Here is a 25,714-nt window from a genome sequence, read left to right as displayed (position 1 = left end):
CGTCTCGGCGTGCCGACGCTCGTCGCGCTGCTCGTCGGGCTGCTGCTCGTCCCGGCCACCGCGCAGGCCCAACAACAGACCTCCTGCCGGGAACTGCGCTTCCCCGTGTCGGTCGCCGGACTGGCGCAGACAGTGTCCGGCACGCTGTGCACCCCGGCGGGCGGCGCGCGCACCGTCCAGGTGCTGGTGCCCGGCGGGCTGTACAACCGCGACTACTGGGACATCGGCGTACACCAGCAGACCCGCTCGTTCCGGCAGGCGATGAACCGCGCCGGGTACGCCACGCTGGCCATCGACCGGCTGGGCACCGGGCAGAGCTCCACCCCGCCGAGCGTGCTGCTGACCGTGCTCACCCAGGCGGCGGCGGTACACCAGGTGGTCCAGGCACTGCGCGCCGGCGAGCGGAGTCCCCGGTTCGACCGGGTGCTCATCGGCGGCCACTCGCTCGGCTCGGCCATCGCGATCGTCGTGGCGGCCAACTACCGCGACGTCGACGGCGTGCTGGTCACCGCGATGGGACACCGGCTCAACGTGCTCGGCCTGGTGCCGATCTTCGCCACCTTCATCCCGGCCGCGCTCGACCCCGCCTTCGCCGGCCGCACCCCGGATCCCGGCTACCTGACCACCAGCCCCGGCACCCGGTTCTCCTCACTGCACCGACCTGGCCCCTACGACCCGGCGGTCGAGGCCGCCGACGAGTCCACAAAGGACGTCGTGGCGGCCGGCGAGCTGGTCGACGGCGCGCTGCTGGGCACGGTGCTGCCCTACACCCGGCTGGTCGACGTCCCGGTGCTCACCGTGATGGCCGCCGGCGACCCGACCTTCTGCGGCCCGCTGGCCACCGACTGCGCGTCGACGGCCCGGCTTCTCCGCTCGGAGCAACCGTTCTACGCGCCGGCGGCGCGACTGTCGGCCCATGTGGTCGACGGCTACGGCCATTCGCTCAACTACGCGCCGAACGCGCCCGGCTACCACGCCGCGGTCGTGCGCTGGGCGGACCGCGTGGTCGGTAGCCCGGCATGACCCCGCTGCCGGCGCCGCGACCAGACGATCCGTTCGCGGCGGACCGTCCTGGCCGGTCGCCGGCCGAGCGCGACCGCGCCCGGGTCAAGCTCACCCGCAAGTGGGCCTACCTGATCAGCATGACCGCCTACATCCCGCTGGTGCCAACCGATCTCGAACGGCCGTTGCGCGAGCTGGTCGACACCGTGTTCGCCGCGGTGGCCGGCGACACCGAGGACGCCGCCGAGACCGCGGCCGAGGTCGGCACCCGGCTGGTCAAGCTGAACTGCGTCGACCGCAAGAGCCTGCAGTGCACGGTCGACGTGCTCGCCCCCGCGCTGCTGGCCGACCAGGACCTGCGCCGCCTCGACCGGCTGGCCGAGCGGGTGGTCCGGGTGCTCGGCGCGGTCTCGGGTGGCTTCGCCGAGGCGATCCGGCGCCGGACCACCGAGCAGCAGGACAGCATGTGCCGCGCGCTGCTCGCGGTGGCCCGCAAGGCGACCGCCGACGCCGAGGCCCGCGCCAGCTCGCTGGACGAGGTGTCCACCGAACTGTCCCTGCTCCAACGCCAGCTCGGCCACCAACTGCTGCACGACCCGCTCACCGGCCTGCCCAACCGGCAGTTCTTCACCACCCGGCTGGAGGAGGTGCTCAACTCCGGTGACCCGATCACGCTGTACCGATTGGCGCTCAACGGTTTCCCGCTGATCACCGCCGGCGTCGGCCGGGAGCGCGGCGAGCTGCTGCTGCGCGCGGCCGCGGCCAGGATCCGCGTGGCGGCCGGGGAGGCGGCGATGGTCGCCCGGTTCGACGGCGCGCAGTTCGCCATCCTGCGCGAGGGCACGGCCGAGCCGGCGGCGGTGGTCGGCGAGATCGAGCGCGCGCTGGCCGAACCGACCTACGTCGAGGAGGAGACCGGGCTGGCGACCACCGCCAACATCGGGGTTGTCCAGCGCCCGCCGCACGGCGCGGAGCCGGCCGAGCTGCTGCACGCCGCGGAGCTCGCGCTGCGCAACGCGAAACGCAATGGCCCTGGTCAGTGGGTGCTGCACGCCCCGGACGAGCACGCGGCGGACCGCGGGCTGCTGCGCCTGGCCGCGACCATGCCAGGCGCCTGGGAGTCCGGGCAGGTCAAGGTCGGCTACCGGCTGCGGATCGGGTTATCCGACGGCAACCCGGTCGGGGTCGACGCGTTCGTCAGCTGGCGGGCCGCCGAGCGCGCCGGCCAACCACGCCACCAGTGCGTCGACCTCGCCGAACGGACCGGGCTGAGCCAGCAGCTCGGTCCGTGGCTGTTGCACAACGCGAGTGCGCAGCTGCGCTCGTGGAGCACGGCGTCCGGCTCCGACCTGCCGCTCGCGGTCAACCTCTCACCCAACCAGGCGAGCAGGCCCGACCTGGTCGACACCGTGCTCGGCGTGCTCGACGACACCGCGCTGCCCGGCGAGCGGCTGCTGGTCGCGATGCCGGCGGCCGAGGTGTTCACCGGGCGCGAGCGGGCGGCGGCGAACCTGACCTCGCTCGCGGCCGCCGGCGTGCGCACCGGCGTGCACGACTTCGGTGGCGGGGCTGGCGACGCGGTGCACCTGGAGGATCTCCCGCTGCACGCGGTCCGCCTGAGCCCACGGCTGGTGTCCAGGGCGGTCGGCAGCGCCACGGACTCGGTGGCGGCCAGGGCGTTGACCGGGCTGGTCGCGCTCACCCACCTGGCCGGGCTGCCGGTGTGGGTCGACGGCGTGCGCAGCCGGCGGGAGGTGGCCTGGTGGCAGGCGGCCAACGCGGACATCGCGACCGGCCCGGCGTTCTCCTCCCCGGGAACCGACGACGCCGCCGACATCGCCACGCTGTTCACGGACGCGGCCAAGCCCTGAGTGACCAAACGAGATGTTCGTCACATTTACATTTTGCCTGGTGGGGGTTCCGGAATGTGAGCGTGCGCTCGCCCACTTGTCACGGTCCGATATCGTTGGGGGGAGGTCGAGAGGCGCTGCAACGGACCACCAGGGTCCGCCACGCTCGATCCGTAGTCCAGCACGACTGTAAGGGCGCCTCCCATGATGAGACTCTTGGGAGGTAGCGCATGAACAGCGAACGTCACCAGGCCTTGCGGGACGTGCTCGACCAGCGGATCGCCGTCCTCGACGGCGCCTGGGGCACCATGCTCCAGGGCGCTGGCCTGACTCCCGAGGACTACCAGGGTGACCGGTTCACCAACCACACCCACGACGTCACCGGCGACCCCGACCTGCTGAACATCGTGCGTCCCGATGTCATCCGCGACGTGCACCGCCAGTACCTCGAGGCCGGCGCGGACATCACCACCACCAACACCTTCACCGCCACCTCCATCGGCCAGTCCGACTACGGCCTGGCCCACCTGGTGCGCGAGATGAACGTCGAGGGCGCCCGGCTGGCCCGCGAGGTCGCCGACGAGTTCGGCGGCCGGTTCGTCGCCGGCTCCATCGGCCCGCTCAACGTCACGCTGTCGCTCTCGCCCAAGGTCGAGGACCCCGCCTACCGCGCGGTCACCTTCGACCAGGTGCGCGAGGCCTACGCCGAGCAGATCGCCGCGCTCGCCGAGGGCGGCGTCGACCTGCTGCTGATCGAGACGATCTTCGACACGCTCAACGCCAAGGCCGCGATCGCCGCCGCCCGCGACGTCGCGCCCGACCTGCCGCTGTGGATCTCGGTCACCATCGTCGACCTGTCCGGCCGCACGCTGTCCGGGCAGACGGTGGAGGCGTTCTGGCGCTCGATCGCCCACGCCAACCCCCTGGTCGTCGGCGTGAACTGCTCGCTTGGCGCCGAGGAGATGCGCCCGCACGTCACCGAGCTCGCGCGGATGGCCAACACCTACACCGCCTGCCACCCCAACGCCGGCCTGCCCAACGCCTTCGGCGGCTACGACGAGACACCGGACGAGACCAGCGCGCTGCTGGCCAGTTTCGCGGACGCCAACCTGCTCAACGCCGTCGGCGGCTGCTGTGGCACCGGCCCGGCGCACATCGCCAAGATCGCCGACGTGGTCCGCGGCCGCGAGCCCCGGCAGGTGCCCGCGCCGGCGCCGACCACGCGCTTCTCCGGGCTGGAGCCCTTCGCGATCAGCCAGGACACCGGGTTCGTGATGATCGGCGAGCGGACCAACGTGACCGGCTCGGCCAAGTTCCGCAGGCTGATCGAGGGCGACGACCACCAGGCCGCGCTCGACGTCGCGCTGGAGCAGGTGCGCGGCGGGGCGAACCTGTTGGACGTCAACATGGACGCCGACCTGCTCGACAGCGAGCAGGCGATGACCACGTTCCTGAACCTGGTCGCCACCGAGCCGGAGGTCGCCCGGATCCCGATCATGGTGGACAGTTCCAAGTGGACTGTCCTGGAGGCGGGACTGAAGTGCGTGCAGGGCAAGGGCGTGGTCAACTCGATCAGCCTCAAGGAGGGCGAGGAGCAGTTCCTCGCCCAGGCCAGCAAGGTCCGCGACTACGGCGCGGGCGTGGTGGTGATGGCCTTCGACGAGCAGGGCCAGGCCGACTCGACCGAGCGCAAGGTGGCGATCTGCGGTCGCGCCTATGACCTGCTGACCGAGAAGATCGGCTTCCCGGCCGAGGACATCATCTTCGACCCCAACGTGTTGGCCGTGGCCACCGGCATCGCCGAGCACAACGGCTACGCCAAGGCGTTCATCGACGCGCTGCCGCTGATCAAGCAGCGCTGTCCGGGCGCGCACATCTCCGGTGGCATCTCGAACCTGTCGTTCTCCTTCCGCGGCAACAACGTCGTCCGTGAGGCCATGCACTCGGCCTTCCTGCTGTACGCGGTGCGCGCGGGCCTGGACATGGGCATCGTGAACGCCGGCCAGCTCGCGGTCTACGAGGACATCCCCAAGGACCTGCTCGAGCTGGTCGAGGACGTGCTGTTCGACCGGCGCGAGGACGCGACCGACCGGCTGGTCACCTTCGCCGAGAACGTGAAGGGCTCCGGCACCAAGCGCACGGTCGACCTGACCTGGCGGGAGGGCTCGGTCCAGGAGCGACTGTCCTACGCGCTGGTGCACGGCATCGTGGACTTCATCGAGGACGACACCGAGGAGGCCCGGCAGCTGTTCCCCCGGCCGCTGGAGGTCATCGAGGGTCCGCTGATGGACGGCATGAAGATCGTCGGTGACCTGTTCGGCGCCGGCAAGATGTTCCTGCCGCAGGTGGTGAAGAGCGCGCGGGTGATGAAGCGCTCGGTGGCCTACCTTGAGCCGTTCATGGAGGCGGAGAAGGAGGCCGCGCGGGCCGCCGGCAGGGCGGAGACCGTGCGCGGGCAGGGAAAGATCGTGCTCGCCACGGTCAAGGGCGACGTGCACGACATCGGCAAGAACATCGTCGGGGTGGTGCTCGGCTGCAACAACTACGAGGTGATCGACCTCGGCGTGATGGTGCCGGCGGCGGTCATCCTGGACACCGCGATCGCCGAGGGCGCGGACGCGGTCGGCCTGTCCGGGCTGATCACCCCGTCGCTGGACGAGATGGTCACCGTGGCGACCGAGATGCAGCGGCGCGGGCTGAAGCTGCCGCTGCTGATCGGTGGCGCCACGACCTCCCGCCAGCACACGGCGGTGCGCATCGCGCCCGCCTACGAGGAGACCTCGGTGCACGTGCTGGACGCCTCGCGGGTGGTCGGCGTGGTGTCCAAGCTGCTCGACCCCGACCGCGCCGAGGGGCTCGCGGTCGCAAACCGGGCCGAGCAGGCCGAACTGCGGGAAGCGCATGAGAAAAAGCAGCGCCGCCCGATGCTGACCATCGAGCAGGCCCGCGCGAACCGCGAGCAGGTGCCCTTTGTGGACCTGCCGGTGCCGGAGTTCGTCGGGCTGCGCACGGTGTCGCCGTCGCTGACCGAGCTGCGCGAGATGATCGACTGGCAGTTCCTGTTCCTGGCCTGGGAGATGCGCGGCAAGTACCCGGCGATCCTGGAGCAGCCGGTTGCCCGCGAGCTGTTCGACGACGCGAACACGCTGCTCGACGAGATCATCGCCAACAAGAGCTTCCAGGCCCACGGCGTGTACGGCTTCTGGCCGGCGCACTCGGAGGGCGATGACATCGTGCTCGCCGACGGCACCCGGTTCGCCATGCTGCGCCAGCAGACGGAGAAGCCGACCGGCAGGCCGAACCGGTGTCTCGCCGACTACATCGCCCCCGATGGCGACCACCTCGGCGGGTTCGCGGTGGCCATCCACGGCGCGGAGGACCTGGCCGGCACCTACGAGGCGGCCAACGACGACTACAAGTCGATCATGGTGAAGGCGTTGGCCGACCGGTTGGCGGAGGCGTTCGCCGAGTACATCCACCTGGCCGCCAGGCGGGCGTGGTTCGAGCCGGACGTCCAGCCGGACCTGGCCGACCTGCACGCGGAGCGCTTCCGCGGCATCCGCCCGGCGCTTGGCTACCCGGCGAGCCCGGACCACAGCGAGAAGGACATGCTGTTCGACCTGTTGCAGGCCAAGGAACTCGGCCTTGACCTGACCGAGTCGTACGCGATGACCCCGGCGGCGAGCGTCAGCGGCCTGATCTTCGCCAACCCGGCGGCCAAGTACTTCACCGTCGGCCGGATCAACCGCGACCAGATCGAGGACTACGTGCCGAGGCGCGGGCTCGACCAGTCCGAAGTGGAGCGTTGGCTGCGGCCGAACCTGGCCTACGACCCGGAGTAGTGCGCGGGCCTCGCCAGACGGCGCGGCAGGCGGGTGGCCGCGTCGCCGGTGGCGGCGTTGGCCTGGAACTGGGTGAGGAACAGCGTCGTCGACAGGTCGGCACCGGCGAGCCGCGCGCCACGCAGGTCGGCGCCGATCAGGTCGGCGAGCCGCAGGTCGGCGCCGGTGAGGTTGGCGCCGATCAGCTGCGCGCCGCGCAGGTTGGCCCGGCGGAGGTCCCGGGTGGCCAGGTTGGCGCCGACGAGGTCGGCGCCTCGGTGTTCCGGCCCTCGGCCGCGGATGGCGGCCGACGCGCGCAGCAGCAGCGCGCTCACCCGCTCCCAGTGCCCTCGGATGTCCGATGTGGACGTTAGCCGGCCGGCGAGGTCCTCGGTGTCCGCGAGGGCGGCGGCCAGCTCGGTGCGCTCGGCCGGTGCCCGCTCGACCGCCTCGGTGAGGTACCAGAGCAGTTCGTGCAGCTCCCGCATCCGGCCGAAGACGGCGAACATCTCCCTGGCGACATCCTTGTCCGACCGCCAGTCCCGACCGGCGAGGGTGTCGGTGGCGACTCGCTGGCCTGCGCCGAAGCAGTCGTACACCGTGCAGCCGGGGAAACCCCGCTGCCGCAACGAGTCGTGGATGCCGCAGCGGTGGTCGGCGAGCAGGTTGGGGCACGGGGTGCCGGCCGGCTTGGTGATGGCGAAGTCGGCCGACGCGGTGAACGCGGGCGCGACGCAGCACAGCCCGACGCACCTGGCGCAGTCCGCTCGCAGCTCGGTCATCCGGCCAGGCTACCCCTGGGTCAGGCGCACTCTCCGTTGGTCGGTCCACTCACGACGTTGGGCACGCCGAGGTCGGCCGGCGCCGGTTCGTTGCCGGTGCAGGTGACCGGTCCACGCACCTGGACCCCGGCGGCCACCGGCGCGTGGTTGCCGGTCAGCGTGAGCGGGCCGGCCACCGTGCCGCCGACGAGCGTCACGCGGGCCGTTCCGGTCACCGTCACCGGGCCGGAGGTACTGGTACCCAACAACTCCACCACGTGCGCGCCGGTCGCGGTCACCGGGCCGGCGATCGTCGAGCCGGTGGCCACCAGACCGGCGCCCGGCGCCACGGTCACCGGGCCGGACACGGTCGCGCCGGTCAGGCAGGTGACGCCGCCGGTGACGGTGAGCGGTCCCGGCACGCGGCCGGTGACCGTGCGGGTGCACGCCGGCGGCGCCGGCAGCAGGGTCAGGCGAACTCGTCGGCGTGCCCGAGGTTGCCGCTCGGGTCGATGGTCCGGTACTCGATGGTGTGCCGGCCGTAGTCGGGCGTCGGGTCGTCCCAAGGGGACAGTCTGGGCGTGCCGAGCTTGCCGTACACCAGGTCGTCGATGTTCACCCCGCTCGGCGTGAAGCGGAACGGCGCGTCCTGGTCGGTCGGCCAGCCGAAGTAGTTGTACCAGCCGTCGCCGTCGGTGCGGAACTCGTGCACCAGGTGGCCCTGGGTGTCGTCGACTCCGTCGAGGCGCATCTCGAACGGTCCGTTGTAGACATAGTGGTCGCCAGCGCGCAGCAACGGCTCGGACAGCTGGTAGGACGTGTCCGGCCCGGTGGCGTCCACGGTCCAGGTCAGCGTGGCCTCGCCGACGGCCGCGGTGAGCGTGTGCGTCCCGGTCAGCGCGAGCGGTTCGAGGTCCACCGCACGGTCGTTGCCGCCGGCCGCGAGCGGGGTATCGTCCAGCGTCCAGGTCACCGCGTGCCGGGTGCCGGCCGGCTGGGTGGTCTCGGCGAACACCACGTCGGTGCCGCCGACCGGGCGGGTGGTCGGCGTGGTCACGGTGAAGGCGGGCGGCGCCGGCTCGGCCGGGGTGCGCACCGCGGTGTCGACCGTCCACGTGCGACTCTGGGTGAGCGCCGCCGAGGCGCGGATGGCCGGGTCGCGCACGAAGTCCGTCGGGTCGGTGACGGTCACGGTCAGCGTGTGCCGGCCGGGCGACAGCTCCACAGTGGACAGGTCGACGGCACGGGCGCCCTCGGTCGGCAGCGGGGTGCCGTCCACGGCCCAGGTGACCTCGAGCTGGTGGCTGACCGGGTACATGGTCTCCACCCACACCACCCGGTCGGCGCCGATCGGCTCGGTCGCCGGGGTGGCGGCCTGCAGGATGGCGGTCTTGGCCGAGATCCGCTGGGTCAGCTGTTCCCGGCTCACCTGGTCGAAGTAGTAGCCGAGCGAGCGCATCATCGAGTGCGCGCTCGGTTTCCACACCCCGGCGTCGGCGTACAGCCCGCCCTCGTACCGGCCGATCACCCCGCCGGACTCCGACCGCTCGCCCAGCCAGCGCCACCACTTCCGTTGCTGGCTGAGCAGTTGCTCCTCGGTCAACAGCGTGTGGTGGGTGGAGCGCGGCTCGCCGCCGGTGTACGGCGCGCCCCGCACGCCGCGCTGGAGGTAGTCGTACTCGTCGTCCAGGCCGCCGAGCGAGTGGCCGAGCTCGTGCGGGGTGATCAGCGCGGACAACGCGTTCCCGCCGGAGGCGGTCGCGTTCGCCCCGCCCGCGCCACCGTAGGTGTCGCTGTTGCCGATGGCGAGCAGCTGCCGGTTGGCCCGCGAGGTGCCGGGCACCAGGTCTGCGTACCGGTTGGCCTCGACGCCGTCCACGGTCAGCAGCCGCTGCACGCTGTTCTCGTCGCAGCCACCCCAGAAGCCCATGTTCAGCGGGGTGTCCCGGCGCGGCGCGGTGAGCGACGGGTCACAGTCCACACCGGACTCGGCGGAGGTGAGCTCGACGGTGTACACGTTGACGTAGCTGCGGTAGGACTTGAACGGCTCGAGGGTCCACAGCACGTTCAGGTGTTTGTCCACGTGCGCGCGGAACTCGCCGAGCTCGTCCTCGGTGTAGCCGTCGCCGACGATCACCAGGTTGAACCGCTGCGCCGGGTCGCCGGTGACCTGGATCGGCACCACCGCCGGGTCCCCCGGCGCCGCCTGCGCGGTGGCCGGCAGGCCGGCCGCCGCGACCACGGCGAGTGCCATGGCCGCGACGAACCGGCTGCTCATCGTTCGACCACCGTGCAGGTGGCCGTCGAGGACTTGGTGGGGTCGCTCTCCGACGTCGCGGTCAACGTCACCGTCGCCGACCTCGCACCGGCGCCGGTGCGCTTGGCGTACACCGGGATGTCGACGTAGCGGCCGAACTCCGCGGTGGCCAACGCGTTGGGCACCTTGGCCGCCCAGCCCGCACCGTCCACAGTGGCGCTGAGCCGGAACACGTCGCGGTTGAGGTAGCGGCGGACGTCCTCCGGGTGCTCGCCGGCGGTCGCGGTGCCGGCGCCACTGTTGACCAGCGGGAACGCGCACTTCGCGAGGCCGGTGCGGTTGGGCACCGCGATCGTGGGCTGGACCCGCACGCCGCGCCGCTGCGGGCCGGCACCGTCCAGCGACCGGACCGCGACCGTGTAGGTCAGCTCACCGGCGGCGTTTCGCTTGAGCCCCAACACGTAGAAGTGCAGCCGGTTCGCCTCGTCGACGAACTCGTACTCACTGCCGGAGTCCGCGCCGGCGTGGAACAGCGCGTCGGCCAACTGCCGGTAGTCGCCGATGGTGATCGGCACCTCGGTGCCGTCGGGCAGCACGTAGTCGGTCATGCCGATGTCCTGCGGGTTGGCGTCGATCACCCACTCGAACGGCGGCCGGTCCAGGTCCTTGGTCTTGGCCAGCAACACCCCGGAGTCCGGGGTGAACGAGTCGGCGCCCATCCGGTCGACGACCTCGACGGTGTAGTTGTCGTAGCCGCCGCCGTCGCAGAACGGATCGGTGGCCGGCGCGCACGCCGGGCTGAGGTCACCGGCGTCGAGCACCACGTTGATCCCGGACAGCCCGTTCTGTCCAGGTTGGACGACCCGCGCGGTGACCGTGGCGACCACCAGCCCGGAGTCGGCCAAGGCAGCGCGCGACAGCCGCAGCACGTTGGCCTCGTCGACCATCTCGAGGGCGATCTTGTTGCGCAGCATGTGTTGCGCGCCCATGGACGAGCCGCCGGTCGCCGGGATCGCCCAGCGGCTGTGCGGCCCGCCAGGGCCGTTGAACGTGCCCCGGGAGAGCATCTCCCAGATGCCGGAGTAGGCCCGGCGCGGCGGGATGCCGTACGGGTTGTTGTAGTTGTCCGCGATGCCGAGGATGTGGCTCAGCTCGTGGGCGTAGGTGCTCATCCCGGAGCTCTCCGCCTGGGTCGAGGAGCCGGAACGGGCGTTGGGCCAGATGGTCGCGGCCGACGCCCAGGAGGTCCAGTCGACGTACCGGGTGTCCAGCGAGTTGGGCAGGGTGTCGTCCGGCGGGCCGAACTCGTCGGTCACGTCCTGTTCGGTCGGGAACTTCATCATCCCGAACTCCTGCCAGGTGGCGGACTCGTCCTGCCCGGCGGAGAGGAAGAACACGAAGTCGAAGCCGGCCGGGATCTCGGCGCCGACATCGGCGACCCACGCGGCCCGCGCGTCGGTACGCAGGTCGCGGGTGCAGGTGTCGCCCGCCGGGCAGCCGTTGCCGTGCTGGAAGTCCGGCTCCATCGCGTACTCGTGTGCCTTGCCGGGCAACTGGTACGCGCCGAACGCGGTCAGGTCGACGCCGTAGCGGCCACCGGAGTCCTCCATCCACCACTCGTGGATGGTGTGGCCGCGGTTGAGCGTGCCCGGCACGTTGAGGAAGTCGTGGTACCAGCGCGCGACGTCCGCGCGCGGGATGTCGTGCGCCTCGGCGCTCGGGTTGCCGAACACCGTCGACCCCTGCGGCTGGGTCACCGCGAACGGCTGGTTCGGGTAGTCCACCAGGACCAGCGCGCCCTTGAAGTCGCGCACCGAGCCGTCGGCGTCCGGGTCGGCCCAGTCGGTGTTCGGCGGCTTGCGGTAGTCCGCCCAGGTCATGTGGTCGGGGTTCTGCCAGTCCTGCTGGTCGATCGGCGCGGGGAACCCGGCCTCGACGGCGCGGCTGGCCGCCGACGGGGTGGCGCCCGGCCCGGACTGCTGCCATGGCTGCTGTTGTGGCCAGTGGTCGTACTGCCATGGATGCGCTGGCACGGTGGGTGGCGCGGCGACAGCGGGGCCGGCGGAAGTCCCGGCGACGAGTGCCGCGGCCGAGAACAACGCCGTCACCAGCGGGAAGTGGCGAGTCACGACACTGAACGCTAGCCGCGCGATCGCCCTTCGGACAAGAGCCGCTACTCAGCGTGCGGACCCTCGCATTGCGTAATGTTACGCATCACAACGGCGCGCCGGATCGCGACACTGTGTCCCATGACTGCTGACCGGATCGCCCAGTTGGCCGACGCGCTGGTCGACGTCGGTCACCGGATCGACGAGATCTCCGCCGAGCTGCGCGTCCTGCGGCCGGCGGTCACCCCACCACCGCCGGTGCCGATCGGCCGATCCGCACCGGTCGCCGGCGCGACGCACCAACCGACCATCGCCATGCCACCCGCGGCCGCCGCCGATCCGCCGCCCATGGTCTATCCCCCATACCGGCCGCCGGAACCGCCGAAACCCCCGCGCTGGCAACGAGAAGAGGGCTTCCGCGCGCGGGTGCTCGCGCTGGCCGGCGGCGCGGTCACCCTCGCCGGGGTGGTACTGCTGCTGGTGCTCGCCGTGCAGCGCGGCTACCTCGGCCCGCTGCCCCGGGTGCTCCTCGGCGCCGGTTTCGGCCTGGTACTGCTGGGCATCGGCCTGCGGCTGCGCCGCAACCCGGCCGGGCACACCGGTGCCATGGCCTGCGCGGCGACCGGGATCACCGTGCTGTACCTGGACATCGTGGCCGCGACCACGCTGTTCGAGTTCCTCCCGGCCGCCGCCGGGCTCGCGGTCGGGCTGGCGGTGGCCGCCCTGGGCGTACTGCTCGCCGACCGGTGGCACAGCGAGACGCTGGCGGTGTTCGTCGTGCTGTGCTGCGCGGTGTCCGCACCGGTGCTCACCGGCGGGTTCGTCCCGCTGCTGCTGGGGTTCCTGCTGATGCTCCAGTTGGGCGCGACGCCGGTCCATCTGGGACGGCAGTGGCGCTGGCTGTCCATGGCCACCGCGGTGCCGGCGATTCTCGGCTCGATGGTCGCGATCGTGCTCGGTGTCGTTGGCACGACCAACGCCGACTCGACGACCGTCGCCTATCTGGGGCTGGTGACCAGCGTGGCGCAGATCGGAGTGGCCACGGCGGGCGCGGCCAGGCGGCCGGAGGACGGCACCCTGATCGGGTTGGTACTGCTCGCACCGGTGCCGGCGATGCTGTCGGCGTTGCTGCTGCCCCAGCTCGCCGCGATCGTGCTGCCGGGGACGGTCGGCGCGCTGCTGATCCTGGTGTGGGCACTGGGTTTGCGCAGGCTGACGACCGGCTTCACGCTGGCCGCCGGCGGCGCGGGGTCGGTGGCGGTGCTGCAGGCGACGCTGACCGCACTCGACGGTTCGGTGGTGGCGATCGTGTTGCTGGCACAGGCATTGCTGCTGACGCTGGTCGCGCACAGCACGCGGTACCCGGCCGCGTTGGCGGGCGCCGGACTGTTCGCGGCCACCGGCCTCGGCGCGACGCTGGTGTTCGCGGCACCGCTCCAACTGCTGATGACCGCGCCCAGGCAGCCGGTGCCGGCGCACGTCGCGGCCACCGCCGGGCTCACCGGCCTGCTGCTCGCGGCGACCGCCGTGGCGATGTGCGTGGTGGCCCGGCGTGGCATGGCGGCCGCGGGCGTGATCGCGCTCTACGGCGCGGCGGCCACCGTGCTGTCCTCGGTGTTGCTGATCTCCCCTGACCGCACGGGTTTCCTGCTCGGGCACGTGCTGGTGACGGTGTCCTGGACGGTCGGCGCGCTGGTGCTGCTCGTGCGTGGCATCGACTCGGCGTTCGTCCGCACCGCCGGGATGTCCCTGGTGGGCGCCGCACTGGTGAAGCTCGTGGTGTTCGACATGTCCTCTTTGGACGGCATGGCGCGGGTGGCGGTGTTCCTGGTGGCCGGGCTGGTGCTGCTGGCCGCCGGCACCCGGTACGCCAAGCTGCTCGCCACCCGGCCGCCAAGGAACCCGTGATCAGGGCAACGCGTCGAGGAACGGCCGATGGCTGTTGGCGAACTCCCAGCCGTAGTAGCGGTCCCAGTTGATCGACCAGGTCATCAGCCCGCGGATCCCCGGGGACGCGCCACCGCGCAGGGTGTAGCCGCCGCAGTCCTGTTCGCGGGCAAGGCAGTTCAGCGCCTGGTGTACCTGGGCCGGTGCGGTGTGGCCGTTGCCCGCGCTGACCGCCGCCGGCAGGCCGAAGGCGATCTGGTCCTCGCGCAGGCCGGGGAAGGTGTGCCCGGTGCTGGCGACCGGGAAGCCCGCCTTGACCATGTCGGTCATCGCGATGTGGAACTCCGCGCCGCCCATGTTGTGGTACTGGTTGTCCAGGCCCATCACCGGACCGGAGTTGTAGTCCTGGACGTGCAGCACGGTCAGCGCGTCGCGCAGGGCGTGGATCACCGGCAGGTACGAACCGGTCCGGTTGTCACCGCCGCCCGCGCCGCCGTAGAACTGGTACCCCACCTGGACGAAGAACGTCTCCGGCGCCATCGTCAGCACGAAGTCGTCGCCGTAGCGGGATTTCAGCGTACGCAGCGCGGCGATCAGGTTGACGATCACCGGCGTGGTCGGGTTGGCGAAGTCGGTGTCGCCAGGGTCCAGGTACAGCGAGTGGCCCTCGAAGTCGATGTCCAGGCCGTCCAGGCCGTAGCGGTCGATGATCGCCGACACCGAGGAGACGAACTGGTCCCTGGCGGCCGTGGTGGTCAGCTGGACCTGGCCGTTGGCGCCGCCGATGGAGATCAGCACCTTCTTGCCCTGCTCCTGTTTGGCCCGCAGCGCCGCGATGAACTCCGTCTCGGACTCGACGTTCGGGCACTCGGCGACCGGACACAGCTGGAACCGGATGTCCCCGGAGGTCGGCGTGCTCGGCTCGCCGAAGGCCAGGTTGATCACGTCCCAGTCGGCCGGCACGTCGGCCAGCCGCACATAGCCCGAGCCGTTGGCGAAACTGGTGTGCAGGTAGCCGATCAGCGCGTGCCTCGGCAGGTCCGCGGCAGAACCGGTGTCAGCCGGGTTCGCCGCGGCGCCCGGGGCGAGTCCGATGAGGACGGTCAGCGCGGCCAGTGCCGCGAGCGCCCGCCTCATGGCAGCGTGTCCAGGTGCGGCGCGACCGTGCGGGCGAAGCTGTTGCCGTTGCTCACGTCCCAGTTGATCGACCAGGTCATCGCGCCGCGGATGTCCGGATAGGTTCTCGGTGGCACGAACGAGCCGCAGTTGGTGCCCTTGGCGAGGCAGTCCAGCGCGTTGGTCACCACCGACGGCGCGACCACGCCGCCGCCCGCGGCGCCCGGTCCGGCCGGCAGGCCGACCGCGACCTGGTCCGGGCGCAGGCCGTTCTCCAGCTGGATGCAGGTGAGCGCGGTGATGAAGTTGACCGTGCCCTGACCGTAGGCCTGCGACTGGTCACAGCCCAGCATGGAGCCCGAGTTGTAGAACTGGGTGTGCACGACGGTGAGGATGTCCCGGATCTCCAGCGCGAGCGCGAAGTAGGCGCCACTGGTCGACTGCATGTCGATCGTCTGCGGGGCCATCGTGATGATCAGGCCGGCGCCGACCTGGCCGCGCAGGTTGTGCAGTGCCTGGGCCATGTAGGTCGGGTTGAGACCGTTCTCCAGGTCGATGTCCACGCCGTCGAAGCCGTACTCGGCCATGATCGAGCGCACGCTGTTGGCGAAGTTCGTGGCCGAGGCCGAGTCGCTGACCGCCACCCGGCCGGTCTCGCCGCCGACCGAGAGGATGACCTTCTTGCCCTGGGACCTGAGCGCGGCCACGTCGGCCTTGAACTGGGCGTCGGTGTAGCCGCCGAGCGCGCTGGACAGTCCGGAGTCGACACCGAAGGTGACCTGTCCGGGGGTGCTGGTCGCCTCGGCGAAGGCGACGGCGATCAGGTCGTACTCACCGGGCACATCGGACAGTCGCAGCTCGGTGGCCGGGTTGACGAAGTTGTGCCAGTAGCCGGTGAGGAAGTGGCGCGGCAGGTCGGCCTGCGGGCAGCCGGCGGTGGTGGCGGTCACCGGGGCGCTGCGGGTGGACTCGCCGATCGCGTTGTAGGCGGCCACGGTGTAGGTGCGGCTGGTGCAGGCTGGCAGGCCGGTGATGGTCGCGGTGGTGCCGGTGACCGTGGTGCGCGCCGTGGTGCCCTCGTAGACGCGGTAGCCGGTGACCGTGCCGGGGGCGGCGGTCCAGCCGAGGGTGATGGCCGAGGCCGTGGTGGCGGTCACCCGCACGTTGCCCGGGGTGGCCGGCACGCCGGGTTCCGGGTCGGTGCCGCCGCCGCAGTCCAGGCCGTTGACCCGGCAGTTGACCGGGCTGCCCGGCCCGGTGCCGACGAAGCCGAAGCTCGTGCTTGCGCCGGGGGCGAGGGTGCCGTTGTACTCGCGGTTCACGAACGTGTGATGGGAACCGCTTGAGGTCAACAGGGCGTCCCAGAACGTGCCGAGCCCGGTGCCGGCCGGCAGGTCGAACTCGACCCGCCAGTTGGTGATCGTGCTGGTCCCGCCGTTGGTGACGGTGACCCGGCCCTCCCAGCCCGACCCCCAGTCGGCGACCTTGACGAAGGTCGCCCGCTCACCCGCCGCGGTGGCGACCGGCGCGACCGTGCCGAGACAGCCGAGAATGACGGCGATGAGGAGTACGAAGGAACGCTTCATGACGGCCTCCAGCGTGGACGCGCGGTGAGCAGGGGTGCACCAGACGTCACCTAGATGTCTAGACCAATCGCCAGGCATTGTCCAGTCCACTTCGTCGGGAATAGACGGCTGCGCGCGGCCGTTCAGGCAGGTAGTTGAGCTGGCAACTAGTTGAGGATGATGACAGTGATGCAGTTCGGGATCTTCACCGTCGGCGACGTGACCACGGATCCGACCACCGGGCAGACGGTCAGTGAGTACGAGCGGATCAGGTCGATGGTCACGATCGCGCTCAAGGCGGAGGAGGTCGGGCTGGACGTGTTCGCCACCGGTGAGCACCACAACCCGCCGTTCGTGCCGTCCTCGCCGACCACCTTGTTGGGCTACGTCGCCGCCAGGACCGAGCGGCTGATCCTGTCCACGTCGACGACGCTGATCACCACGAACGACCCGGTGAAGATCGCCGAGGACTACGCGATGTTGCAGCACCTCGCCGACGGCCGGGTCGACCTGATGATGGGCCGGGGCAACACCGGGCCGGTCTACCCGTGGTTCGGGCAGGACATCCGGCAGGGCATCCCGCTGGCGATCGAGAACTACGCGCTGCTGCACGAGTTGTGGCGGACCGACGTGGTGGACTGGCAGGGCAAGTTCCGCACACCACTGCAGGGGTTCACCTCCACCCCGCGCCCGCTGGACGGCGTGCCGCCGTTCGTGTGGCACGGGTCGATCCGCAGCCCGGAGATCGCCGAACAGGCCGCCTACTACGGCGACGGGTTCTTCGCGAACAACATCTTCTGGCCCAAGGAGCACTACATGCAGCTGATCCGGCTTTACCGGCAGCGGTGGGCGCACTACGGCCACGGCACGCCGGAGCAGGCGATCGTCGGGCTCGGTGGGCAGGTGTTCATGCGCAAGAACTCCCAGGACGCGGTGAACGAGTTCCGGCCCTACTTCGACAACGCGCCGGTGTACGGACACGGACCGTCCCTTGAGGACTTCACGGCGCAGACGCCGCTGACCGTCGGCAGCCCGCAGCAGGTGATCGACCGGACGCTGGCGTTCCGCGAGTACTTCGGCGACTACCAGCGTCAGCTGTTCCTCATGGACCATGCCGGGCTGCCGCTCAAGACGGTGTTGGAGCAGCTGGACCTGCTTGGCGAGGAGGTCGTTCCGGTGCTGCGCAAGGAGTTCGCCATCGGCCGGCCGGCCGAGGTGCCCGACGCGCCGACGCACGCGACGCTCAAGGCCAAGGCGGAGAAGGTGAGTGCGTGATGCGCAGGCTCGCGGTCGTGTCGGCCGGGGTGACCGTACCGTCCTCGACCAGATTGCTCGCCGACCGGCTCGCGTCGGCGGTCGGCGGGCAGACCGAGGTGTCGGTCGAGATGGTCGAGTTGCGGGAGCTGGCGGGCGACATCGCCAACAACGTGGTGACCGGCTTCCCGAGCCCGCGCCTCGCCGCCGCCATCGAGACGGTGACCGGCGCGGACGGCGTGATCGCCGCGACGCCGATCTTCACCGCGTCCTACTCCGGGCTGTTCAAGTCGTTCTTCGACGTGGTCGACCAGGAGGCGTTGGCCGGCAAGCCGGTGCTGATCGCGGCGACCGGCGGCACGGCGCGGCACTCGTTGGCGCTGGAGCACGCGTTGCGGCCGATGTTCACTTACCTGCGGGCGGTCGTCGTGCCGACCGCGGTGTACGCGGCGTCGGAGGACTGGGCGTCGGCCGGCGGCGACGATCTGGCACACCGCATCGCCAGGGCGGCCGGTGAGCTGGCCGAGCTGATGTCGGGCAGGCCGGCCGCCGTGGCGCCGCAGGAGGAACAGGTCATCCCGTTCGAACAGCAGCTCGCCGCTCTCCGCATGCCACCGAAGCAACCGTAGGAGAGCGGCGGGCCGCCCGCGGTCACAGGGTGGTTTCGCCTGGTAGGCCGAAGTAGTCGTGCCACTTGGCGCCGCCGGCGAAGGCGGTGCCGATGGACAGGGCGGTGTACACGTCGGCCAGGCTGTTGCGGGTGAAGGTGATGACGTCGTCCTTGCCGTCGCCGTTGAAGTCCCCGGTGTAGGGGAACTCGCCCGCGATGCCGAAGAAGTCGTTCCACTTCACCGTCGTGCCGGTGAAGGCGGAGCCGTTGGACAGGGCGACGTAGACGTCGGCGGCGGCGTTGGTGGTGAAGGTCGCGATGTCGGCCTTGCCGTCGCCGTCGAAGTCGCCGATCCGGGGCAGCTCACCGCCGACGGCGAAGAAGTCGTGCCACTTCACGCTGGCGCCGAACCCGGTGCCGGTGGACAGCGCGACGTACACGTCGGCCAGCTCGCCTCGGGTGAAGACCACGATGTCGTCGCGGCCGTCACCGTTGACATCGGCCACGCCCGGATACTCGCCGGCGATACCGAAGAAGTCGTGCCACTTCTGGCTCGGGGCGAAGGACGAGCCGTTGGACAGGGCCACGAACACGTCCGCGAGGTTGTTGCGGGTGAAGGTGATGATGTCGTCGAGGCCGTCGCCGTTCACGTCGCCGACCGAGGGTACTTCGCCGTTGAGGGAGAAGTAGTCGTTCCACTTGATCCCGGGGCCGAACGACGAGCCGTTCGACAACGCGACATAGACGTCGGCCAGCGAGCCGTGGGTGAACGTCACGATGTCGTCCATGCCGTCACCGTTGAAGTCACCCGTCAGCGGGGTCTCGCCGGACAACGCGAACCGGTCGTGCCACTTCACCGTCGTCCCGGTGAAACCGGAACCGTTCGACAGCGCGACGTACACGTCGTCGAGCGGACCATGGGTGACGGTGACGACGTCGTCCAGACCGTCGCCGTTGAAGTCGGTCGACGATCCGGTGTAGACACCGGCCGACGAGCTGCCGCCGTTGACCAGATCCAGGTAGTAGCCCCAGTTCCAGTGCGGGCCGGGGTCGGTGTGGTCGTTGCCCGGCACCTCGTTGTGGCCGACGATTCCCTGACGGGTCTTGGGGATGCCGTGCCGGTCGGCGAGCCAGCGGGTCAGCGCCGCCGAGGAGCGGTACATCGAGTCGGTGAACCACGACGGGTTGTCGACGAAGCCCTCGTGCTCGATGCCCAGCGTCCTCGGGTTCGCCGACCGCGCGTGGTAGGCGGTGTCGCCGTCCCGGACCATCTGGGTGACCTCGCCGTTGGCCGACTTCACCACATAATGGGCACTCACCCCGGACGCCGGATTCTGGAACCAGCTGATCGTGCCGGCGTAGGAACCCTGGGTCACGTGGATCACGATCTGGTTGATCGCCGCGGACCGGCCGGCGCCGTAGTTCGCGCCGTGCGCGGGGATCCACCGCGAGTCCGGGTAGTCCGGGCCCTGCGCGGACACGTCATCACCCGACGACCGAACCAGCAGGCCACGGTGCGCGGGCACCGCGATCGGCTCGCCCTCGGGGGTGCGTGTCTGCAGGCCGGTGCGCAGGAGGTCGTACACGTTGTCCGCGTACAGCGCGGCGACCTCGGCGGCGGCGCCGCTGTAGGACTCCACAATGGAGTACCAGGCGTCCAGCCGGTCGCGGTCCGTGGCGGACAGGCCGGCGTCGTCGGCCAGCGCGCGAAGCACGGCCGCGCCGCCGAGGACGTTGGTCGGTCCGTCGGATCTCAATGACTCGACCGGCGCGCCGGTGAGGTCGGCGGCCTGTTCCAGGGTCTGGCGCTTCGGATTGCTCACCAGGTGCATGACGCCGAAGCCGTTGTCCTGGCTCGGTTCTCCCCGATGACCGTCGAGGTGGGTCTCGCCGTAGCCGACCGCGACGAGCAGGTCTCTGGGTACGTCGTAGGCCGCGGCCGCCTCCGCGAACGCGGCGTCCAGTCCATTGTCGACAGCGGCGTTCGCCGGCCAGGCGGCCAGTCCGATGGCGGTCAGGGTGGCCGCGCCGAGTGCGAGCAGTCGTTTACTCATGTCCCTCTCCCCGTCAGAAGCTGGTCTCGCCGGCCAGGCCGAAGTAGTCGTGCCACTTCGCGCCGCCGGCGAAGCCGGTGCCGGTGGACAACGCGGTGTACACGTCGGCCAGGGTGTTGTGGGTGAAGGTGACGACGTCGTCCCTGCCGTCGCCGTTGAAGTCCCCGGTGTAGGGGAACTCGCCCGCGATGCCGAAGAAGTCGTTCCACTTCACCGTCGTGCCGGTGAACGCCGAGCCGTTCGACAGCGCCACATACACATCCGCTGCCGCGTTGGTGGTGAAGGTCGCGATGTCGGCCTTACCGTCGCCGTCGAAGTCCCCGATCCTCGGCAGTTCCCCGCCAACGGCGAAGAAGTCGTGCCACTTCACGCTCGCGCCGAACCCGGAGCCCGTGGACAGCGCGACATACACGTCGGCCAGCGACCCCCGAGTGAACACCACGATGTCGTCGCGGCCATCACCGTTCACGTCCGCCACGCCCGGATACTCGCCGGCGATACCGAAGAAGTCGTGCCACTTCTGGCTCGGGGCGAACGACGACCCATTGGACAGGGCCACGAACACGTCCGCGAGGTTGTTGCGGGTAAAGGTGACGATGTCGTCCAGACCGTCGCCGTTCACGTCGCCGACCGCCGGCACCTCGCCATTGAGGGAGAAGTAGTCGTTCCACTTGATCCCGGCACCGAACGACGACCCGTTCGACAACGCGACATACACATCGGCCAACGAACCGTGCGTGAACGTCACGATGTCATCCATGCCGTCACCGTTGAAATCACCCGTCAACGGCGTCTCACCGGACAACGCGAACCGGTCGTGCCACTTCACCGTCGTCCCCGCGAAGCCGGAACCGTTCGACAGCGCCACATACACGTCGTCCAGCGGACCATGGGTGAACGTCACGACGTCGTCCAGGCCATCACCGTTGAAGTCCGTCGACGACCCGGTGAACGCCCGTGGGCTGATCATCGCCGCCGCCTCGGCCATCATCGATCTGGCCCGGCCCTCCGCCTGGTCGTACCGCTCCGGACAACACGACCGCTGCACGCTCTGCGCGAGCAGCCCCGCGGTGTAGTTCGGGTACAGCGGCTCGTTGCGTTGTGCCTGCACGAAGAACTGGGTCGCCGCGTAGGCGACGTCCATGATCTGCTCCGGCGTGCCCCAGCCCTGGCTCGGCCGCTGCTGGAACACGCCGAGGGAGTCCTTGTCCCCGCACGGCAGGTTGTGCATGTGGGACTCCACCCACCCCGCCTCGAACGCGGCAAGCATGACCTTGGGCGAGACGTTCCGGTCCAGCCCGACCTGGTAGACGATCCGGATCACGTTCGGGTCGTGACTGGGCGGAATACTGGGACAGGCCAAGGGATCCACGGTCAACGGCACATGGTCGCCGACCGGTGGCTGCTCGGGTGGCTGCTCGGGTGGCACAGCCGTCGCGGGGGTGGTGAACGCGCCGAGCACCAGTGCCGCCGCTGCCACGGCGCTCACCAGCCCACGGATCGATGCGTGTCTGGACATCTGCAGGGAGTCCTTCCGGGAAAACGATTACAGAACGATCAACCGAGGCTGGGCCTCGGCAGCTCGGCACCGGCGGCGAGTTGGCCGTGCCAGATCGCCGAGGCACCGAACGCCGACGCGGTCGAGGTCGCCACCCACACGTCGGCGGCGGTCCCCCTGGTGAAGGCGAGGATGTCGGTCCGCCCGTCACCGTTGACGTCACCGAGCCCCGGCAACTCCGCGTTCTGCGCGAAGAAGTCGTGCCAGAGCCAGGCGTTCTGCACGAACCGGCCACCGTCGGAAAGGGACACGTAGACATCGGCCGTCGTCCCCCTGGTGAAGGTGACCACGTCGTCGCGGCCGTCACCGTTCACGTCACCGGTGCCGGCGAGCTCGGTGCCGATCGCGAAATTGTCGTGCCACAACCACGCCTCCTGCACGAACGCCACCCCGTTGGACAGCGACACGAACACGTCACCCTGGGCGCCGCCGGTGAACACCGCGACGTCGTCGCGGCCGTCGCCGTCGAAGTCGCCGACCGCCGGCCGCTCGTCCCGGTAGCCGAAGTTGTCCTGCCACTTCACCCCCGGCCCGAAACCGTCCCCTGTGGACAACGCGACGTACACGTCGCCGGCGTCGCCCCGGGTGAAGGTGATCAGGTCGGTCAGCCCGTCCCCGTTGACATCGCCCAACTCCGGGTACTCGGCGCCGACCGCGAAGCGGTCGTGCCACTTGGCTGACGGGCCGAAGCCGGTGCCGGTCGACAGCGCGACATACACGTCCGCGGCCGCGCCCCTGGTGAAGGTGACGATGTCCGCGCGGCCGTCGCCGTTCACGTCACCGGTCCTCGGCACCTCACCGTCGGGGGAGAAGAAGTCGTGCCCGAGCACCGGATCGCCGAACGCCGAGCCGGTGGACGTCGACACCCGCACGTCGGCCGCCGCACCCTGGGTGAACACCACCACGTCGTCCCGGTTGTCGCCGTTGACATCGGTCGGGTTCCGCGCCTCGGCGCGGGCGTCGACCACCGCCGACACCGGCCCGGCGTTGCCGGCGCGGTCCACCGCGACCACCCGGTAGAACCGCTGGGCCCCCGGGGGCAGCGGACCGTGCCGGAACGTGGTCGAGGTCGTGGTGGCCACCAGGGTGCCGGTCGACCCCGGATCGGTCGAGGCGTACACCCGGTACCCGGCGACGCCGACGTTGTCGGTGGCCGGGTTCCAGGACAACGGGATCGCGTGCGCCCGCCCCCGCCCGACCGCCAGGCCGCCGACCGCGCCCGGCGCGGCCGTGTCGGTGAACGGCGCCACCAGGCTCAACGCATCGTACCGCCCGGCGGTCCACTGTGGACCTGACGGGGTCAGCCGGACGGTGATCGTCGACTTGCCGGCGGTCAGCGCGGCCGGCAGGGTGAAGTCGTCGTCGAGCCAGCGCTGGAAGGTGTTGCCCAACGCCTGGGTCCAGGTGCCGGCCGACGCGCCGTCGACGCTGACCGCCGCCGACTGGTAGCCGGTGTTCTGGTCGCTGGTCCGGCGCAGCCGAACCCCCTGGTTGCCGGGGTCGACCGCGATCCGGAAGCTGACCGCGCCACCGGTGGCGCGCACCTGCGCGGTCACCGCGTCATGGTCGTCGTCGCCCTCGTGGACGGCCGTCAGCCCGTACTGGTCGGCTGCCCCGGACTCGGTGTAGCCGTGCGCGGTCCGGCTGCCGGCATCGCCGACGACGATCGTGTCGGTGGTCCTGCTGGCCACATTCGTCCTGGTGTACAGGAAAGCCGTGGTCGACTCGGTCACCGGGACGTCGTTCTGCGGCCCGTGCTCGATGCCGAAGCGCAGCCCGGCCGTGTAGGGCACGGCGTCGCCGAGCTGCAGCCGGTACATCGAGTCGCACTCGACCACGCACGAGCCGGCCCGCACCAGGTGGCCGGGGTTGCCGGTGAACACCCCGGAGTACTCGCCCCGGTTGAAGTACCAGCCGGACTCGTAGTAGTCCTCGGTGCCGGTGCCGTGGAACGCCGGACTGCGCGCGCCGTCCACGTGGATGCGCTCGTCGCCCTCGAGGTAGCCACGCTCGTTGCCGCCGGCCACCGCGTTGCGCACCACCTGGGTGAGGCCGACGAACCGGCCCCGGCCAGCCTGGTCGACGGCCACCCAGTCGCGGGTCTGGGTAGTGGTGCCGCCGCGGGACTGGGTGGTGAAGTGCCCGGAGCCGCCGGTCGGCCCGAGCTCGGTGGCCCACCGGTCGTCGGGCGCGTGGACGATCTCCGCGCCGATCCCGGAGATCGTCGCGCCGGTGGTGTTGACCAGCGACACCGAGGCGCCGGTCGCGAACGGCATCATCCACCACGCGCTGTACCAGCCGCCGGCCGCCGGGTCCATGCCGAACATCAGCGAGCGCACGTCCCGTTCGCCGAACCCGGAGCCGAAGAACTCACCGACCGGAGAGTCCACTGTGGACCTACCGTCGAAGGTGATGCGCAGCCGCAGCCCATTCAGGTTGGCCTCGGTGGCCGCCGCGTCCGGGATCCGCAGGCGCAGCCCGGTGATCGCGGCTGGACCGGTCAGGTTCGCCAGCGCGACACCGGCTCCCGGCCCCGGTGAGACGGTCGCGGTGGTCGTGGTGGCGCCCGGCTGGGCGGGTTTCGGGTCGAGCCGGCCCGCCTGGCGCAGCTTGTTGACCACGTCGGTCGCCGGGTCGGTTGGGTCGAAGCGGGTCACGCCGTCGGCGCTGGCGAACTCGCGGTAGCCGACGTGGTGGAACAGCGGGTTGTTCGTCGTGGTGACGAGCATCGAGTCCCGGTAGGGCATCGGGATCTTGATCGTGACGCCACCGGAGGTCTGGTCGGCGTTGGTCACCAGCGGCCAGGTGAACGGCGCGCCGAGGTCGCCGTCGACCACGTCCTGCAGGTTGGCGTTGAGCACGGTGACGCCGTCGAGCACCACGCGGATGGTGCCGGTGGCGGTGACCGTGCCGTTGTCCCTGGTGAACCAGATCGACTGCAGCTCACCGGGACCACGGTCCTCGGCGAGCACGCAGCCGGGTCCGTTGGTCCGCAGGCAGGAGTAGCGGCCGACGAAGCCGTCGTCGTTGCTGCCGTTGCGGGCGAAGCTGGAGAACTGTTTGGTCTGTGAGCCGGAAGCCAGGTCCGGCAGGAGATCCAGCCGGCGGTAGGTGTCCCAGCCGACCGGGCCGTTGCCGGCGGTGGCTGAGGGGTCGGGGGGCGGTTCGGCGACAGCGGGGGCGGCGGCCACGCCGGTCACCGCGATGACGGTGGCGCAGAGGAGAGTGAGCAGGGGGCTCCTCATCGAGACACCTTCCGGTGGGTAAACGATTACCCAGCCGAGTGTCCTTTTCGTTCCTTCCTGACGTCAATAGACCGGATGGTGGCATCGATTCACGACGAACCGTCGCGGCCGGCCGTGCTGAATCGGTCCGGCCAGGCACAACCGGCCGATTCAGACCGCCGATCTGGGAAGAGCCGCGCTCAGCTCCGGATCCGCCGGGACACCGCGTGCGCGAGATCGGAGACCAACCGGGTGAGCCGCTCGGACGGCGCACCGGGCGAGACCTGACCGCGCAGGCGCAGGGTCAGCCCCGCCACCGCTTTCCCGTCCTGGCCGACCACCGGCGCGGAGAACTCCGTCAGCCGCGGCGGCGAGACCACCCGCCGCCAGCTCGCGGTGAGGTGATAGATCCCGCTGCCCTCCTCCCGGCAGACGATCTCCAGATCCGCCAACGTGCCGAGAATCCGGTGCACGGACGACTTGGGCAACCCGGTGGCGTCGGCCAGCCGGGTGAGGCGCATCCCGTCCGGGCTGCCGGCCAACGACTCCAGCAGACGAAACGCGTTACGCACCGAAGGGCAGGACTCCTGCCCAGCAAGAGTGTTCACGCGCACCCCCGTGTTTGTTGGTCGCGACCGTGTCAGCCG

Annotated in this window: 16 protein-coding genes; 6 read left to right on the top strand and 10 right to left on the bottom strand. The window is 70.6% G+C overall.

The window, feature by feature from the left end; all coding sequences use genetic code 11:
• Positions 1-9: 9 nt before the first annotated feature.
• The 3 genes from ACYVIP_RS30180 to metH all read left to right on the top strand — a co-directional run bounded on the left by ACYVIP_RS30180 (position 10) and on the right by metH (position 6,694).
• Positions 10-1,023: an alpha/beta hydrolase gene (locus ACYVIP_RS30180; protein ID WP_460402430.1), complete on the top strand. Its 1,014-nt coding sequence runs from the start codon at positions 10-12 to the stop codon at positions 1,021-1,023.
• The gene (locus ACYVIP_RS30175) at positions 1,020-2,873 is read left to right on the top strand and encodes an EAL domain-containing protein (protein WP_460402428.1); all 1,854 of its coding nucleotides are present in this window, start codon (positions 1,020-1,022) and stop codon (positions 2,871-2,873) included. Before ACYVIP_RS30180 ends, ACYVIP_RS30175 begins: the two co-directional genes overlap by 4 nt.
• Positions 2,874-3,082: 209 nt before the next feature.
• Complete coding sequence (gene metH / locus ACYVIP_RS30170) at positions 3,083-6,694, top strand: methionine synthase (protein ID WP_460402426.1); 3,612 nt, start codon at positions 3,083-3,085, stop codon at positions 6,692-6,694.
• Here metH and ACYVIP_RS30165 read toward each other — a convergent pair.
• Genes ACYVIP_RS30165 through ACYVIP_RS30150 form a run of 4 tightly spaced genes read right to left on the bottom strand, consistent with a single transcriptional unit; the run spans position 6,679 to position 11,571 of the window.
• Positions 6,679-7,455, bottom strand: a complete 777-nt coding sequence (locus tag ACYVIP_RS30165) for a pentapeptide repeat-containing protein (RefSeq protein WP_460402424.1) — start codon at positions 7,453-7,455, stop codon at positions 6,679-6,681. The genes metH and ACYVIP_RS30165 overlap by 16 nt on opposite strands.
• 20 nt (positions 7,456-7,475) lie before the next feature.
• Positions 7,476-7,856, bottom strand: a complete 381-nt coding sequence (locus ACYVIP_RS30160) for a hypothetical protein (RefSeq protein ID WP_460402422.1) — start codon at positions 7,854-7,856, stop codon at positions 7,476-7,478.
• Positions 7,857-7,903: 47 nt separating this feature from the next.
• The gene (locus tag ACYVIP_RS30155; protein ID WP_460402420.1) at positions 7,904-9,712 is read right to left on the bottom strand and encodes a M64 family metallopeptidase; all 1,809 of its coding nucleotides are present in this window, start codon (positions 9,710-9,712) and stop codon (positions 7,904-7,906) included.
• Complete coding sequence (locus tag ACYVIP_RS30150; RefSeq protein ID WP_460402463.1) at positions 9,709-11,571, bottom strand: M6 family metalloprotease domain-containing protein; 1,863 nt, start codon at positions 11,569-11,571, stop codon at positions 9,709-9,711. The genes ACYVIP_RS30155 and ACYVIP_RS30150 overlap by 4 nt, the downstream gene beginning before the upstream one ends.
• Positions 11,572-11,940: 369 nt before the next feature.
• Between ACYVIP_RS30150 and ACYVIP_RS30145 the strand changes: the two genes are divergently transcribed.
• A complete protein-coding gene (locus tag ACYVIP_RS30145) occupies positions 11,941-13,707 on the top strand; it encodes a DUF2339 domain-containing protein (RefSeq protein ID WP_460402419.1) in 1,767 nt (588 codons plus the stop codon).
• On the opposite strand, the gene ACYVIP_RS30140 is transcribed toward ACYVIP_RS30145, so the two are convergent.
• Both ACYVIP_RS30140 and ACYVIP_RS30135 read right to left on the bottom strand, forming a co-directional pair.
• Entirely contained in the window at positions 13,708-14,823 is a 1,116-nt protein-coding gene (locus tag ACYVIP_RS30140) for a chitinase (RefSeq protein ID WP_460402417.1), read from the bottom strand.
• A complete protein-coding gene (locus ACYVIP_RS30135; RefSeq protein ID WP_460402415.1) occupies positions 14,820-16,388 on the bottom strand; it encodes a chitinase in 1,569 nt (522 codons plus the stop codon). Before ACYVIP_RS30135 ends, ACYVIP_RS30140 begins: the two co-directional genes overlap by 4 nt.
• Positions 16,389-16,556: 168 nt before the next feature.
• Here ACYVIP_RS30135 and ACYVIP_RS30130 point away from each other — a divergent pair, with 168 nt between their 5' ends.
• Positions 16,557-17,642, top strand: a complete 1,086-nt coding sequence (locus ACYVIP_RS30130; protein ID WP_460402413.1) for an LLM class flavin-dependent oxidoreductase — start codon at positions 16,557-16,559, stop codon at positions 17,640-17,642.
• Entirely contained in the window at positions 17,642-18,250 is a 609-nt protein-coding gene (locus ACYVIP_RS30125) for an FMN reductase (RefSeq protein WP_460402411.1), read from the top strand. The genes ACYVIP_RS30130 and ACYVIP_RS30125 overlap by 1 nt, the downstream gene beginning before the upstream one ends.
• 22 nt (positions 18,251-18,272) lie before the next feature.
• Here the strand turns inward: ACYVIP_RS30125 and ACYVIP_RS30120 are convergent, their stop codons facing one another.
• The 4 genes from ACYVIP_RS30120 to ACYVIP_RS30105 all read right to left on the bottom strand — a co-directional run bounded on the left by ACYVIP_RS30120 (position 18,273) and on the right by ACYVIP_RS30105 (position 25,639).
• Positions 18,273-20,285, bottom strand: coding sequence for an N-acetylmuramoyl-L-alanine amidase (locus tag ACYVIP_RS30120; RefSeq protein ID WP_460402409.1), 2,013 nt, complete (start codon positions 20,283-20,285; stop codon positions 18,273-18,275).
• A 13-nt stretch (positions 20,286-20,298) separates the two neighbouring features.
• Positions 20,299-21,804, bottom strand: a complete 1,506-nt coding sequence (locus tag ACYVIP_RS30115; protein ID WP_460402407.1) for an FG-GAP repeat domain-containing protein — start codon at positions 21,802-21,804, stop codon at positions 20,299-20,301.
• A 38-nt stretch (positions 21,805-21,842) separates the two neighbouring features.
• Positions 21,843-25,088, bottom strand: a complete 3,246-nt coding sequence (locus ACYVIP_RS30110; RefSeq protein WP_460402405.1) for a DUF2961 domain-containing protein — start codon at positions 25,086-25,088, stop codon at positions 21,843-21,845.
• 179 nt (positions 25,089-25,267) lie between these two features.
• Positions 25,268-25,639 carry a helix-turn-helix domain-containing protein gene (locus tag ACYVIP_RS30105; protein ID WP_460402403.1) on the bottom strand — a complete coding sequence of 124 codons (372 nt, stop codon included), beginning with the start codon at positions 25,637-25,639 and terminating at the stop codon, positions 25,268-25,270.
• Positions 25,640-25,714: the final 75 nt, after the last annotated feature.

The sequence above is a fragment of the Actinophytocola sediminis genome, assembly GCF_054779715.1.
The sequence above is the reverse complement of the archived record's forward strand: the minus strand, read 5'-3'. Positions and strand labels throughout refer to the sequence as shown.